The organism is Luteimonas sp. AC640a (genome assembly GCF_979256585.1).
Genome location: NZ_CEEDOV010000010.1, coordinates 31,466 through 47,947, shown reverse-complemented (window position 1 = coordinate 47,947; position 16,482 = coordinate 31,466). Strand labels below are relative to the sequence as shown.

Below are 16,482 nucleotides of genomic sequence, written 5' to 3'. Positions count from 1 at the left end.
CGAATGCCTCGCGTGCTTCGCCGGGCCGGACGGGCGATGAAACAGACCGCCGACAAAACATCGACGTGCGGCGCGCGCGGCGACGAATGCGTCGCGAGGCCGGACGAGGCTCGACGGCGGATGGCTGTTGCGACCAACCCGAACGCCGTCATCCCGGCGCAGGCCGGGATCCAGTGACTGGGCTCAGCGCGAGCCGCGTATCGGGGACTCAGTCAATCGGCTGCTGAAAGAACGATCTCGCTTTTACAAAGAGAGCGCAGAGAGAACCGTCAAACGAGTCCAAGTCTCTGGATCCCGGCATGCGCCGGAATGACGAGTTCGTGCACTAAGTCGGCGTCGTATTCGGGTCTTGGTGTCGCTGTCGGCGCTCGATACAAGCGTGACGAATCAACCGCCCTGCGCTTTCCGCTTCGCTTCCCGTATCACCCGCGTCCCGCTTGCCCGGTCATGCCAGGTCAGCCGCTCCCGATCGAGCCACGCCCACCAGAACCCCAGTCCGCCGGTCAGCACCGACAGGGTCGCAACGCAGAACCGCACCCACAACGCCCGCGTCGAAGCCCGCCCGCCATCCTTCGCGCGCACCCGCAATCGCCACGGCCGCATACCGAGCGTCTGCCCGCCGGTACGCCAGCTGACGACGGCGTACAGACCGGTCACCAGCCAGCACGCCGCCCACAACGCGAGTTGCAACCCGCTCAACGGCGCGATGTTCTCGTGCGCATCGTGGTGGCCGAGAAAAGTGAAGGCGGCAGTGAATGCAGCCGACAGCAGCAGCCACATGGCCAGCACCGGCCACAGGTCGTAGAGCATCGCCAGCAAGCGCCAGCCGATCCAGGGGCGGGGTGGGGTGGTTGGCGGCGTGGGGGCGTCGGACATCGGCAAAGCATAGCCGCACGCTCGAGCGTCTAAGCTTGCCGCGATGTCCAGCCGCCCCGCCAGCACCACGCCTGCCGATCGCCGCGCCCTCGCAGTCGCGCTGCCGCCGTTACGCGATGCGGACCGCTGCGATATCGAAGGCTTTCTCGACGCGTTCTGGGCCGAGCACGGCATCGCCAAGCAGACCGCCGCCGCGTACCGGCGCGATCTCGAGGGCCTCGCCCGTTGGCGTGACGGTCGCGATGGCGGCATCGCGCACGCGGACCGCGTCGCGTTGTTCGAGCATCTCGCCTGGCGCACGCGTCACGGCTGGTCGCCGCGCAGCAATGCGCGTCTGCTGTCCGCATTGCGCGCGTTCTTCGCGCATCGCCAGCGCCGACACGGGCGCGTCGACGATCCCACCGCGCTGCTCGATCCACCCAAGCTGCCGCGCTCGCTACCCAAGGCGCTGGGCGAGTCGGAGATCGACGCGCTCCTCGGGGTGCCTGACACGACCAGTGTCGACGGTCTGCGCGATCGCACGATGCTGGAACTGATGTACGCCTGCGGACTGCGCGTCAGCGAGCTGGTGGACCTGCCGGCCAATGGCGTCAATCTCCGTCAAGGCGCATTGCGCGTGACCGGCAAAGGCGAGCGCACGCGCCTCGTGCCGCTGGGCGAGGAAGCGCAGCACTGGCTGCAGCGCTACCTCGACGAAGCCCGACCGACACTCGCGGGCGGCAAAGGCCCGGCGCGCGACGCCGCCGGCGATACGCCGCTGTTTCTGACGTCGCGTCGCGCGGCGATGACCCGGCAACAATTCTGGGTGCTAGTGAAACGTCACGCTGCCGCAGCCGGCATCGATCCCGCCCGCATCAGTCCGCATGGCCTGCGCCACAGCTTCGCCACCCATCTACTCAACCACGGCGCCGACCTGCGCGCGCTGCAGATGCTGCTCGGACACAGCTCGCTGTCGACGACGCAGATCTACACGCTGGTAGCGCGCGAACAGCTCAAGCGACTGCACGCCACGCACCATCCGAGGGGGTGAGCGGTCATGGTGGCGAGCCATTGGCTCGCATGACCGCGAACGCCCGGCGTGCTTCGCCGGGCCGGACGGGCGATGCAGCGAAAAGCCGATAACGACTCGATCCAGAACCGCGCGGGTGCGCCGAACGCCCGGCGTGCTTTGCCGGGCCGGGGGTCGATGAAGCGAATAGCCGACAGCAGTTCGATCAAGCCCCTGCGGATCCGTTGGACATCCCGCATGCATCGCCGGGTCAGCGCTTCCTGCGGCTAATGAGTTTCTCGCCAGCACAGGCCCTCACCCGACGCGCTACGCGCGTCGACCTCTCCCGGAGGAAGAGGTGCGGATTCAATGTGCGCTAGCAAGCCGCTGGTTCGTTCGCGTCGATCACTGCGCTATGCGCGCGCCGCTTGTTGAATGCGATCCGCCCGGAGGCGGCTCGCCGCATAGACCGAATGCATCGATCGAACCTGGCGCCGCCCGACTGGAGGTGTGATCCGTCGACGCTCCGGAATTCAAGCCAGCTCCCGTCGGAAGAGGGGTTGGGGTGAGGCAGCAGATCGCAGTGATCCCGCCACACGCCCGAGAGCGACGGGTTTCGCTTCGCTCGACCCCTCATGCGATGCAGAACGTTTCCACGTCGCTGCGCGTTCGGACGCGCCAGGCCGGGGCGTACATCACCAGCCCTGACCCCGCCAAGCCCCCACCATGAACGCCCCCAGCCCCGCTCCAGGCCACCCGGAGCCCGCCCCATCCCTTCATGCCAGAATGGCCGCCCCCGGGATCGCCCCCGCTTTTGGTCGTCAGATTCGATGAAGCGATACGTGCTCGCGCTGCTTGGCGCCTTCAGCCTGTCCGCCTGTGCCCAGAACCCGGGTGCCGACGCCGCCGCGGCTTCCGCGTCCGCCACGCCAGAGCCGGCTACGGTGGAAGCGCCGGCAGGCTCGCCGGCAGCCGAAGCGCGTAATGCGATCCTGGCGATCAATCCGCGCGTGTCGATCGAAAGCGTGTCGGATGCGCCGCTGCCCGGTTTCCAGGAAGTCGTGGTCGCGGGTCAGGTGCTCTACGTCAGCAACGATGGTCGCTACGTGTTGCAGGGCAGCCTGTTCGATGCGCGTGAGAAGCGCGATCTGAGCCAGGCGGGTCTGTCGAAGCTGCGCCAGCGCCTGCTGTCCGAGGTGCCGGAAGACCAGCGCATCATTTTCGCGCCGGCCAATCCGAAGTACACGGTCTCGGTGTTCACCGATGTCGAGTGCGGCTACTGCCGTCGCCTGCACGAGGAGATCGCCGAGTACAACAAGCGCGGCATCGCGATCGAGTACCTGGCGTATCCGCGCATGGGCCCGGGCAGCGACGATTTCCGCCTGATGGAGTCGGTCTGGTGCGCCGCCGACCGCAAGCAAGCGCTGACCGATGCGAAAGCGGGCCGTCGCGTCGATTCCAAGGCCTGCGAGAACCCGGTCGCCGCGCATTACGCGCTCGGCCAGCGCGTCGGCCTGACCGGGACGCCGATGATCATCGCTGCAGACGGCACCCAGATGCCGGGCTACATGCCGCCGGACCAGCTACTCGAAGCGCTGCAGCGTCTCGACGGCGAGGCTGCGGGCGGCAGTCGCTGAGCGGAACGCCCCGCGCATACGTGCGGGTGGGGCAGCCGGCGCGGCCATTGGCTACAATGGCCGGCCCTGAAATACGGTTTCCCCGGACATGATCGTCCTCGAGGGCCAGCAGGCCCTGTCGCCGTTCCGCCGCGAACGGCTTGAAGCACGTCTGCAGTCAGTCTCGCCCACGCTCGCAGTGGCCGGCGCCTGGCATGTCTACTTCGTCGAAGCCGACGCCGGGCAGTCGCCCGACGACGCCACGCTGCGACGTATTCTCGAGGTCGATGCCGGTCCCGCACCGGCGCGCGTCGAGGGCGCGGTCTCGCGCTACGTCTCGCCGCGGCTGGGCACGATTTCGCCCTGGGCCAGCAAGTCGACCGAGTTGTTGCGCGGCGCCGGCCTGCCGGTGCATCGCGTCGAACGCGGCCTGCGCCTGGATCTGACCGGCTGGCCGGACGATGCGGCCGAGCAGGCGGCCGTCTCGAAGTTGCTGCACGACCCGATGACGCAGTCGCTGCTCGACGACGTGGACGCCGCCGACGCGCTGTTCGCGGCGCCCACGCGCGGCGCGCTCGAACGCATTGCGCTCGACGATCTCGATGCCGCCAACCGTCGCCTCGGCCTCGCCCTGGCCGACGACGAGATCGCCTACCTGCGCGAGCGATTCGGCGCGCTCGGCCGCGATCCCGCCGATGTCGAGCTGATGATGTTCGCGCAGGCGAACTCCGAGCATTGCCGGCACAAGATCTTCAATGCGTCGTGGACCATCGACGGCGAGGACATGTTGAAAGGTGGCCGCGCCCACGACGCCGACAGGCCGGCGTCGCTGTTCGGCATGATCCGCCACACGCATGCGACCACGCCCGAACACACGCTCTCGGCCTACAGCGACAACGCCGCGGTCGTCGAAGGCTATCCGGCGCGCCGCTTCCGGCCCGATCCGGTGTCGTTCGAATACCGCAGCGAGCCGCTGATCGACAGCGCGTTCTGCATCAAGGTCGAGACCCACAACCACCCGACGGCGATCTCGCCGTTTGCGGGCGCGGCCACCGGCGCCGGGGGCGAAATCCGCGACGAAGGCGCGACCGGCCGTGGCGGCAAGCCCAAGGCCGGCCTGACCGGTTTCTCGGTCTCGCACCTGCGGATTCCGACGCTGCCACAGCCATGGGAAGCGTCGCGTGCGCTGAATCCGCGCATGGCGCCGGCGCTCGAGATCATGCTCGACGGCCCGCTCGGCGGCGCCGCGTTCAACAACGAATTCGGTCGGCCGAATCTGCTCGGTTACTTCCGCAGTTTCGAACTGCCCGAAGGCGATGACGGCCTGGTCCGCGGCTACGACAAGCCGATCATGCTGGCCGGCGGCCTCGGCGCGATCGATCGCGCGATGGTCGAGAAGAAGACGCTGTCGGCGGGTGATGCCGTCGTGGTGCTCGGCGGTCCGGCGATGTTGATCGGCCTGGGCGGCGGGGCGGCGAGTTCGGTGGCGTCGGGCGAAAGCGCCGAGGATCTCGACTTCGCTTCCGTGCAGCGCGACAACCCGGAAATGGAGCGTCGCGTGCAGGAGGTCATCGACCGCTGCGTGGCGCTCAGCGATCACAACCCGATCCTGTGGTTCCACGACGTCGGCGCGGGCGGTCTGTCGAACGCGATCCCCGAGCTGCTGCACGATTCCAGCGTCGGCGGCGTCATCGATCTCGACCGCGTGCCCAGCGACGATCCGTCGCTGTCGCCGATGCAACTGTGGTGCAACGAGTCGCAGGAACGCTACGTCCTCGGCATTCCGCAGGACCGCGTCGAGGAGTTCGAAGCCATCTGCGCGCGCGAGCGTTGCCCGGTCGCGATCGTTGGCGTGGCGACGGCCGACGAACATCTGACGGTCGGCCATGGCGCGACGCTGGAGACGGTCGGCAGCGGCCGTGACTGGCCGATCGATCTGCCGATGGACGTGCTGTTCGGCAAGCCGCCGAAGATGCATCGCGATACCGCGCGCACCACGCCGCATCGCTGGCCGGCGCTCAACAGCCGCGCCGTCGATCTGCACGAAGCCGGTCTGCGCGTACTCGCGCATCCGACGGTCGCGTCGAAGTCATTCCTGGTCACGATCGGCGACCGCAGCGTCGGCGGCCTGACCGCGCGCGACCAGATGGTCGGCCCGTGGCAGCTGCCGGTCGCCGATTGCGCGATCACGCTGTCCGGTTTCGAAGGCTTCACCGGCGAGGCGATGGCGATCGGCGAGCGCAGCCCGCTGGCGCTGATCGATTCCGCCGCCGCCGCGCGTATGGCCGTGGGCGAGGCGATCACCAATCTGTGCGCCGCGCCTGTCGAAACCCTGCACCGAGTCAAGCTGTCGGCGAACTGGATGGCCGCGGCCGGACATGCCGGCGAAGACGCGCGCCTGTTCGATGCGGTGCATGCGGTCGCGATGGAACTGTGTCCCGAGATCGACCTGTCGATTCCGGTCGGCAAGGATTCTCTGTCGATGCAGGCGCAATGGCAGGCCGACGGCGCCGCGCATAAGGTCGTCTCGCCGGTGTCGCTGGTGATCACCGCGTTCGCGCCGGTGCCTGACGTGCGCACGCAGCTGACGCCCTTGCTCAGCCGCGAGCCCGACACCGAGCTGTGGCTGATTGGCCTGGGCGCCGGCAAGCAGCGTCTCGGCGGTTCGGTACTGTCGCAGTGTTTCGAAGGTTTCGGCGGCGCGGTTCCGGACGTCGACGAGCCCGAGCGCCTGAAAGCGTTCTTCGAACTGATCTGCGAAGCGCGTGAGGCCGGCCTGCTGATGGCCTATCACGACCGCTCCGACGGCGGCGCGTTCGCCGCGCTGTGCGAAATGGCGTTCACCGCGCACGTCGGCCTCGACATCGACCTCGAAGGCTGGGGCGACGACCGCAACCGCGACGCGCTGCGCACGCTGTTTTCGGAAGAGCTGGGCGCAGTGGTGCAGATCTCCGCCGAGGACCGCGCCGAGTTCGCCGATCTCGTCGCGCGTCATGGCCTGATCGAATGCGCGCAGCGCATCGCACGCCCGACGACGGCGAATGCGATCCGCGTGCTCGACGGCGAGGACGTGCTCGCCGAGTGGAAGTGGGAGACGTTGTTCGACGCCTGGTGGTCGGTGACGCACGCGATGCAGGCGTTGCGCGACAACCCCGAGTGCGCCGAGGAAGAGCGCGCGGCCGCGCGTCGCTTCGATGCACCGGCGATGCGTCCCGTGCTGACGTTCGATCCTGCCGAAGACGTCGCCGCGCCGTACATCTCGACCGGCGCACGACCGAAGGTCGCCGTGCTGCGCGAGCAGGGCGTCAACGGCCAGATCGAAATGGCGTCCGCGTTCGACCGCGCGGGCTTCACCGCGATCGACGTGCACATGAGCGACCTGATTGCCGGCCGCGTGGATCTGGCGACGATGCAGGGCCTCGTCGCCTGCGGCGGCTTCAGCTACGGCGACGTGCTCGGCGCGGGCCGCGGGTGGGCGACCTCGATCCTCGAGACCGCCGAACTGCGGGCCGCGTTCGAGCGCTTCTTCGCCCGCGGGGACACGTTCTCGCTGGGCGTCTGCAACGGCTGCCAGATGCTGTCGCAGCTCAAGCCGATCATCCCCGGCGCCCAGCATTGGCCACGCCTGCTGCGCAATCGCAGCGAGCAGTTCGAGGCGCGCTTCGGCCTGCTCGAAGTCGAGGAATCGCCGTCACTGTTCTTCACCGGCATGGCCGGTTCGCGAATTCCGGTGGCGATCGCCCATGGCGAAGGTCGCGTGCAGTTCGACGACGATGCCGACCGAATCGCAGCGACCGTGGCCTTGCGCTACGTCGACGGCAACGGGCAGGCCACGCGCTACCCGGCGAATCCGAACGGCTCCCAAGACGCTATCGCGGGGCTTGCCTCCACCGATGGCCGGGCGACGATCCTGATGCCGCATCCCGAGCGCACCCCGCGCACGGCCAACCTCAGCTGGGCGCCGGCCGACTGGCCGGAAGACAGCCCGTGGCTTCGGATGTTCCGGAACGCGAGGCAGCAGCTCGGCTGACAGCTGGCTCGGGATCATCTCGTCGCGCGTCTTTGCAAGAATTCGCGCTTCACATATCTGAACACGCCCGACCCTGTGAGGTCGGGCGTTTTCGTATGCGCGTCAAAAATTTGACGCTCGTCACACTTATGACATGAAATGTCATTAATTTATGGTTTAAGTAATTGATTGTCTGAAATTGTCATCTTTGGCCCTTGACGGGCAGTTTCTGCGGCGCAAGTATCGATCACGAACCGGCGTTGGGGGACCGTTCAACTTGTATGCAATCACGACATCGACCGGGCTGAGCCCGCGCGACACCGCGCGCCTCGCCCTGCGCCTGCACTAGACACCGAACCCACGGTCGCTCGCGGCCGTGGGTTTTTGTTTGCCAAAAATCTTTCAAATCAGCGACTTGCAGAGGATCAGATGAACCGAATCTATCGAAAGGTGTGGAGCCGCGCGCTCAAGCAACTCGTGGTGGCTTCCGAACTCGCCTCGGGAGATTCGGCCGGAGGCGCCGGTCACCGCGTCACTGGGGCCGGCGGCCGCGCCGTCCTGTCCGCTGCAGTCCTGGTGGCGCTTTCGGGCATGGCACTCCCTCTCTCGGCGCAATCCGTCGGAATGGGCGGCTCTGGAACCTGCGCCGTGGTCGCAGGCGGGCGTCTGGTCGTGACGCAGTGCGCGATCACCGGGAGTGCTAACGCATCGGGCACGAACGCCACGGCGTTCGGCGCCCAGGCGGTGGCCAGTGGTCCACAGTCGACTGCGCTGGGCTATGCCGCGCAGGCGACCGGTCCGAACTCGACTGCACAGGGTGCGAATGCCCGCGCAACGGCGAATAGCGCAACGGCGAATGGCGCCAATTCCCGCGCGAGCGCAGCGAACGCGTCAGCGATGGGTGCAGGCGCCAATGCCGCTGCAACCGGCGCGACGGCGCTGGGCTCGAACGCGCAGGCCTCCCGCGCGCAGTCCACTGCGGTCGGCTTCACCGCGCAGGCGCTCGCCGACGGCGGCACTGCGGTCGGCAGGACTGCCACCGTTCGCGCAGGCGCGACCGATGCGGTCGCCATCGGCCACGGCTCGGTCGCCACGGAAGCCGACACGGTCTCGTTCGGTGACGGCATCGGCACCGGCGCCGCCGGCGCACCGGCGACGCGGCGCCTGGTCAATGTCGCGGACGGCATCGCAGACAGCGACGCAGCCACCGTCGGCCAGGTCGATGACGCAGTGGCCGAGTCCACGCGCCACTTCCAGGCAACCGGCGACGACGACGCGCTGGTCGAGGGCGAAGCCTCCGTTGCAGCAGGCGCGGGCGCCGCGACCGGCGGTGACTTCACCACCGCAGTCGGCTCGACGAGCAGCGCGTACGGGACCGGTGCTTCGGCATTCGGCAGTGGTGCCTACGCCGGCGCGAACCAGTCCACGGCGCTCGGTTTCAATGCGAGCGCGAGTCAGGAGAACGGAACGGCGGTCGGCGCGGGCGCCGATGCCAGCGGGATCGCCAGCACTGCGGTCGGCGGGCAGGGCGAGGCACTCGACGAATTCGGCTGGCCGATCGAAGACGAGGATGGCAACCCCGTGCTGGTCGGCGCTGCGGCGGCGGATTATTCAACCGCTGTCGGCGCAGGCGCGCAGGCGACCGGCGTGCGTTCTGCGGCACTCGGCTATGGCGCACGCGCGGAAGGCGAGTTCTCGCTGGCTGCCGGCAACAAGGCCCACGCCCAGGCGGACTACGCCGTGGCCCTGGGCGACAACAGTCGCGCGAATGGTGAGCAGAGCACCGCGACGGGCGCCTACGCCTGGGCGACTGCCGATGGTGCGACCGCCTACGGCAGCTTCGCCTGGGCAACCGGTGTGGAATCGACCGCGCTGGGTCTGGACGCCTATGCGCCGGGTCGCCGGTCGGTCTCGGTCGGGTACGGCAGCTGGTCGCCGGGTGAGAGCGCAGTTGCCATCGGCAAGGGTGCGTTCGCCTACGACAACTACACGGTGGCCATTGGCCACCAGGCATTCGCTGATGACATCCACGCCATCGCGGTGGGTACCAATGCCTACGTCGATGCCGAAAGCGGCATCGCAATCGGTGCTGGCGCATCGGTCGAAACCGGCGCCACCAATTCGGTCGCGCTCGGCTCGGGCAGCACTGCCGATCGCGCGGACACGGTATCGGTCGGTGCTGAAGGCAACGAGCGCCAGATCACCAACGTGGCGGCAGGGACCGAAGAGACCGACGCGGTGAATCTCGGTCAGCTGGATGAGGCCACCGCGCGCTTCACGGCGACGGGCGATGGCGAGGCCTACGCGGATGGCGTGGACGGTACCGCGGCAGGCGCCAACGCCACGGCAGGCGCCGACTATGCGACCGCGATCGGGTCCGGCACGAACGCGACTGGTGTCGGTGCGTCCGCATTCGGCAGCGGCAGCAGCGCCTGGGGCGAGTACGCGACAGCGTCAGGTTTCAACGCACTGGCGGAAGGCGATTCGAGCACGGCCGTGGGCGGCTGGCTGTATTACGAAGATCCCGACACCGGCGAGGTGCTGCTCGACCAGACCACCACGGCGGTCGGCGACGGCGCGTCGGCATTCGGCGCAGGCGCGCAGGCGACAGCGGCGTTCAGCACTGCGGCCGGTGCCGCCGCGACTGCCGAGGGTGCGCAATCGACCGCGCTTGGCTACAGCAGCACCGCGGCGAGCGATGGTTCCAGCGCACTCGGCGCCTTCTCCGAAGCAACGGGCGGCTTCGCGACCGCAGTGGGCTACGGCAGCGTAGCGAGCGGCGACTACGGCCTTGCGGTTGGCGGCATTGCGGATTACGGCGATCTGCTGATCGGCTTCCCGGGCCTCATTCTGCAGACCACCGAAGCCAGTGGCGTCGCGTCCACTGCGCTCGGTAACGGCGCCCTGGCGACGGATATCGGTGCAACCGCGGTGGGCACGCTGGCAGAGGCGACCGGCATCCAGACGACATCGGTCGGTACGCTCGCATATGCCACGGCGGACGGTGCCAGTGCGGTCGGCAGCGGCAGCGCCGCATCGGCCGAAGACGCGACGGCGATCGGTTTCCTGGCTGGCGCTTCGGCGACGAACAGCGTGGCCCTGGGTGCGAATTCGGAAGCAGACCGCGCGGACACCGTTTCAGTCGGCGCGGGAGGCGCGGAGCGGCAGATCACCAACGTCGCGGCTGGCACCGAAGGCACCGACGCGGTGAACGTCGATCAGCTCGATGACGCCACGCAGTACAACAAGTATTTCGCAGCTTCCGGCGGTGCGGACGACGATCAAGGCGCCGTGGTCGATGGGGAATACGCCACCGCGGCCGGCTCTGCCGCGACGGCACTCGGAGACGGTGCGTCGGCGTTCGGCAGCGGTGCATTTGCACTGGCCGACAACGCGACCGCGGTCGGTTTCAACGCCACGGCGAGCGGCCAGAACAGCGCGGCATTCGGCGCAGGTGCGCAGGCCGCAGGCGCGGCGAGTGTCGCGGTCGGCGGTACGGCAATCGACGAGAACGGCGATGCACTGCTGGTCGGTGCGGATGGCGCGCCGATCGAAACGGCGGCCACCAGCGCCGGCGTTGCAGGCACGGCAGTCGGCGCGAGTGCCAACGCATCTGGCTTCGCGAGTTCGGCGTACGGCGTGGGTGCGTCGGCAGCCGGAGAAGTCTCCGCAGCGTTCGGCGCGGTCGCGACCGCGGCCGGCGATGCATCCACAGCGATGGGGTACGCCGCAGCGGCCACCACGGCCGATTCGACGGCGATCGGCTCTTACTCGGTCGCCAGCGGCATCAACAGCGTCGCGGTCGGCGGTGGCGCCGGGCTGTTTAATCTCTTCCCGACCGAGGCGTCGGGCGACTACTCGACCGCGGTCGGCGGCGCGGCCTGGGCGAGCGGATTCAACAGCACGGCGGTGGGTAACTTCTCCACGGCCGCAGGTGACGATTCGCTCGCGCTCGGTTCCGATTCCACCGCGACCGGCGCAGGCAGCGTGGCTCTCGGCCAAGGCTCAGAAGCAGATCGCGACAACACGGTGTCCGTCGGATCGGAAGGCAGCGAGCGTCAGATCACCAACGTCGCGGCAGGCACCGAAGCGACGGATGCGGTGAACGTGGCGCAGCTCGACGATGCCACGCAGAACACCAAGTATTTTGTCGCCAGCGGTGCCGAGGGCGAAGACGGCGTTGCGGCCTATGTCGACGGCGAGTACGCCACCGCGGCCGGTGAGGCCGCCACCGCCTACGGCACCGGGGCGTCGGTGTTCGGCTCCAGTGCCTCCAGCGTCGGCGACTACGCGACCGCCTCGGGCTACGGCGCTTCGGCGAACGGCACATCCGCGACGGCAGTCGGCGGCCTGCTCTCCTATACCGATCCAGACACCGGCGAAGTGCTGCTCGAACAGCTGACCACCGCCGACGGTGAGGGCGCGACCGCCCTTGGCGCGGGTGCGCAGGCGTCGGAATCGTTCGCAACCGCGACCGGCGCAGCCGCGTCCGCGTCCGGGCTGCAATCCACGGCGACGGGATACAGCAGTGATGCGTCGGGTCTCGCCTCCACCGCCAACGGTGGTTTCAGCGAAGCGACCGGCGAGTTCTCGACTGCATTGGGCTATGGCGCCGCGGCGAGCAACACGCGCACGACGGCGGTCGGCATCAGCGCAACAGCGAGCGGCACGAACGCCACCGCGCTGGGCAATACGGCCGATGCCAGCGGCAACACAAGCCTCGCTGCCGGCAGCACATCGCGTGCCACCGGCCTCAACAGCACTGCACTGGGCGGCTCGGCCTGGGCGACTGCGGACAATGCGACGTCGGTGGGACAGTTCGCGTGGGCGACTGCGGTCGGTACGACGGCAGTGGGCCGTGATTCCTATGCTTACGCGCAGAACGCGACCGCGCTCGGCCTCAGTGCCTGGGCCAATGGTGTCAACAGCGTGGCGATCGGCGCCGGCTCGCGGGCGACGGAAGCGGATGTCGTCTCCATCGGTAACGGCACAGGCGCAGGTGGCTACCCGGCCACGCGCCGGATCACCAATCTCGCGGCGGGCATCAACGACACCGACGCTGTGAACATGGCGCAGCTCAACGCGATCGGCGATGTCGCCGAGGAAACCGGCCGCTATTTCAAGGCGACGGGCGAAGGCGAAGCCGCGGTCACAGGTGAGGAATCTGTCGCGGCGGGCTCCGACGCATCGGCGGATGGCGACTACAGCACGGCCGTGGGTTCGGCTGCGCTGGCACTGGACGACGGCGCTTCGGCCTTCGGTAGCGGCGCATTCGCACTGGCCACCAACGCGACCGCGATCGGCTTCAATGCCGCGGCGACAGGCGAGAACGCATTGGCTGCCGGTGCAGCGGCGACGGCGGGCGGCGAGTACGCCGTCGCAGTCGGCGCGGAGAGCGCTGCAGATGGTCTGTACGCAACGGCGACCGGCGCGGCCTCGATCGCCAGCGGCGATGGCAGCGTGGCCTCGGGTGCGCTGGCGGGCGCGTCGGGTACCGAAGCAACAGCAGTCGGTTTCTTCGCTGATGCCTCCGGCGAAGGTGCGACGGCGGTGGGCGCAGAGAGCGTTGCCACAGGCGAAGAGGCCGCAGCGTTCGGGTTCGGTGCGGTTGCGGATAACGACTACGCCACCGCGATCGGTGGCTCGTCGATGGCGAGCGGCTTCAACAGCACGGCGATGGGCAATGTCGCTGTGGCGAGTGGCGACGACAGCCTGGCCCTTGGCTCCGATTCCGAAGCGACGGGGACCGGCAGTGTCGCTTTGGGTCAGGGCTCGGTGGCTGATCGCGACAACGCCGTATCCGTCGGCGCCGTCGACAGCGAGCGTCAGATCACCAACGTCGCTGCCGGTACCGAAGACACCGATGCGGTCAACGTCGGGCAGCTCGCGGAGGCCACTGCAGGCACCAGGTATTTCCGTGCGACCGGTGAAGGCGAGGCCTACGCCGACGGCGTGGATGCCACGGCGTCGGGTTCCAATGCGACCGCAGGCGGTGACTATTCGACCGCGACCGGCTCGGGTACGAACGCGGTGGGCGTCGGCGCGTCGGCATTCGGCAGCGGTAGCAGCGCTTGGGGCGACTACGCGACGGCCTCGGGTTACAACGCGGTGGCCGAAGGGAACTCGAGCACCGCGGTGGGCGGCTGGTTGTATTACGAAGATCCCGATACCGGCGAGGTACTGCTCGACCAGACCACGATCGCGCTCGGTGAGGGCGCTTCGGCCTTCGGCGCCGGCGCGCAGGCGAACGGTGCGTTCAGCACCGCGACGGGATCCGCATCGCTTGCGGACGGACTGCAGGCGACTGCGACAGGGTATTCGAGCGCCGCGACCGGGGATTACAGCGTGGCCAATGGCGGATTTAGCCAGGCCAGCGCGGTGGGCACCACCGCGCTTGGCTACGCCACGAATGCATCGAGTCAGTACGCCACAGCGGTGGGCTGGGGTGCAGTTGCCAGCGGTGCCGGCAGCACTGCGGTAGGCGGTATGGGTGATCTGGTGCCGGGTCTCGGTTTCCTGGTGCCCGCAGAAGCTGCGGGGACGGCATCTTCCGCCTTCGGCGCCGGTTCGGGTGCATGGAGCAACTACGGCACGGCCATTGGCGCGCTAGCGCAGGCGGACGGCGTCGGGTCCACGTCGCTGGGCTATTTCGCCTATGCGCAGGGCGAAACCGCGACCGCGTTGGGTGCGCAGGCCTGGGCGCAGGGTTTGAACTCCACAGCCGTCGGTTTCTACAGTACGGCTGCGGCCGAGGAGAGCACGGCGCTTGGTTTCAACGCGCAGGCTGCAGCTTCGAACAGCGTCGCATTGGGTGCCAGCTCGATTGCGGACCGGGAAGACACCGTGTCGGTGGGTAGCATCGACAACGAGCGTCAGATCACCAACGTCGCGGCCGGCACGGAGACGACGGACGCGGTGAACGTGGGTCAGCTGGACGAGGCCACGGCCTACAACCAGTATTTCCGCGCGACCGGCGAAAGCGAGGCGTTCGTCAACGGCGAGGATGCGACGGCATCGGGCTCGAACGCCTACGCCGACGGCAACTACGCCACTGCGCTGGGCGCCTCGAGCGATGCCTACGGCACCGGCGCCTCGGCAGTGGGCAGCGGCGCGGCAGCGCAAGCCGACTTCGCGACCGCGGTGGGCTACAACGCGACCGCGTTCGGCCAGAACAGTGTCGCGCTGGGTGCACTTGCACAGGCCGATGGCGCGGGCAGCATCGCGATCGGCGGCAATGCCGTGGACGAAAACGGTGATCCGCTGCTGACGTTGGGCGGCGTGCCGGTCGAGACCGCGGCCACCAGCGCAGGTGTGGCCGGTACGGCCGTAGGCGCGAGCGCGGACGCATCCGGCTTCGCGGGTTCGGCATTCGGTGTCGGCGCGAGTGCGTCGGGCGAGGTGTCTTCGGCGTTCGGTGCGGTTTCCACCGCAGCTGGCGATGCATCGACCGCCATGGGCTATGCATCCGCGGCGAGTGGCGTGGACTCCACCGCAATTGGTTCCTACTCGGTCGCCTCGGGGATCAACAGCGTTTCGGTTGGCGGTGGCGCCGGACTCTTCAGCCTGTTCCCGACGGAAGCCTCGGGTGATTACTCGACGGCAGTCGGCGGCGCGGCATGGGCCAGCGGCTTCAACAGCACCGCGGTCGGCAACTTCTCGACCGCTTCCGGCGAGAACTCGCTGGCCCTCGGCTCCGATTCGACCGCGTCGGCTGACGGCAGTGTGGCGCTCGGCCAGGGATCTGAAGCGGATCGCGTGAATTCGGTGTCGGTGGGCAGTGCCGGCAACGAACGTCAGATCACCAATGTCGCGGCGGGTGAGCTGGCGGAGAGCAGCACCGATGCAGTCAATGGCGGTCAGCTCTTCGATACGAACGTGCGCGTGGATGGCGTCGAAGATCGGCTGGGCGATGTCGAAGGCATTGCCGCCACCGCGATCACCTACGACGACGACACCCGCTCGACGCTGACATTCGAGGGCGACGACGGCACGCGCCTGACCAATCTCGCCAATGGCGCGATCACTGCGGGCAGCAGCGATGCGGTGACCGGCGGCCAGGTGTTCGGCGGACTGCAATCGACTGCCGATGCATTGGGTGGTGGTGCCGCGGTCACCGCGTTCGGCACGATTTCCGCGCCGACTTTTGCCATCCAGGGCGGCAATTACTACTCCGTCGGTGATGCGTTCGGTGCGTTGGATGCCGAGATCAGCGGCTTGAAGCAGCAGGTGGGTGATCTGGACGCAACGGTGAACTCGACCACTGCCAACAAGCCGCAGGCAAGGGTCGCAACGGCTTCTGCCGGCGACGAGGCGGTCGCCGCCGCTGATCAGCCCGCCGCTGCGGCGACTGCAGAGGTTGCAACCGCTGGCGAGGCTGTGGATGCGGTGTCCAGCACGCAGGCAACTGCACAGGCGGCTGCACCTGCAGACGCCGACACCTCCGGCGTGCAGGGCACGCCGGTTGCGGCGAGTGCCAGTCGCGAGCGCGTGGCAGACGCGACGTCCAGCGCGACGGCCTCTGCCACCGCGGCAGCTGCTGACGTCCCGGCAGCCGGTGGCGCAACGATGGCGCAGGTGGAAGCGGCTTCCGCCGATGCGCGCGCGTATGCCGATACCACCGCGACCCAGGCGGTCAGCAGCGCGAATTCGTATACCGACCAGCGCTTCGCAGCGTTCGACGACACCTTCGAGCAGTTCAAGGGGGATGTCGATCGGCGCTTCTACGACACGGATCGTCGAATCGACCGCCAAGGCGCAATGGGCGCAGCGATGCTCAACATGGCGACCAGCGCCGCGGGCATTCGCACCGAGAACCGCGTCGGCGTCGGTGTCGGCTTCCAGGGCGGCGAAAGCGCGCTCTCGGTCGGCTACCAGCGTGCAATCAGTGAGCGCGCGACGGTGACAGTCGGCGGTGCATTCAGTGGTGACGAAAAGTCGGTCGGCGTAGGTGCCGGTTTCGGCTGGTAACCAATGCGTACGGACTGCCGTCGCGC

The 16,482-nt window shown here is 68.3% G+C and carries 6 protein-coding genes and 1 pseudogene; 6 read left to right on the top strand and 1 reads right to left on the bottom strand.

Features of this window, described 5'->3' with window-relative positions; genetic code table 11:
• Positions 1–36 precede the first annotated feature (36 nt).
• Positions 37–177, top strand: a complete 141-nt coding sequence (locus ACZ9YD_RS09265; protein WP_465074881.1) for a hypothetical protein — start codon at positions 37–39, stop codon at positions 175–177.
• Between the two features lie 210 nt (positions 178–387).
• Here the strand turns inward: ACZ9YD_RS09265 and ACZ9YD_RS09260 are convergent, their stop codons facing one another.
• Entirely contained in the window at positions 388–876 is a 489-nt protein-coding gene (locus tag ACZ9YD_RS09260; protein ID WP_465074880.1) for an RDD family protein, read from the bottom strand.
• 43 nt (positions 877–919) lie between these two features.
• Here ACZ9YD_RS09260 and xerD point away from each other — a divergent pair, with 43 nt between their 5' ends.
• From xerD to ACZ9YD_RS09235, 5 genes and pseudogenes are all read left to right on the top strand, one after another.
• Positions 920–1,906, top strand: coding sequence for a site-specific tyrosine recombinase XerD (gene xerD, locus ACZ9YD_RS09255; RefSeq protein WP_465074879.1), 987 nt, complete (start codon positions 920–922; stop codon positions 1,904–1,906).
• 788 nt (positions 1,907–2,694) lie between these two features.
• Complete coding sequence (locus ACZ9YD_RS09250; protein ID WP_465074878.1) at positions 2,695–3,501, top strand: DsbC family protein; 807 nt, start codon at positions 2,695–2,697, stop codon at positions 3,499–3,501.
• Positions 3,502–3,589: 88 nt separating this feature from the next.
• The gene (purL, locus tag ACZ9YD_RS09245; protein WP_465074877.1) at positions 3,590–7,510 is read left to right on the top strand and encodes a phosphoribosylformylglycinamidine synthase; all 3,921 of its coding nucleotides are present in this window, start codon (positions 3,590–3,592) and stop codon (positions 7,508–7,510) included.
• Between the two features lie 408 nt (positions 7,511–7,918).
• Positions 7,919–8,002: pseudogene (locus ACZ9YD_RS09240) on the top strand (ESPR-type extended signal peptide-containing protein); the annotation flags it as partial.
• Positions 8,003–8,080: 78 nt separating this feature from the next.
• Entirely contained in the window at positions 8,081–16,456 is an 8,376-nt protein-coding gene (locus ACZ9YD_RS09235; RefSeq protein ID WP_465075511.1) for a hypothetical protein, read from the top strand.
• Positions 16,457–16,482: the final 26 nt, after the last annotated feature.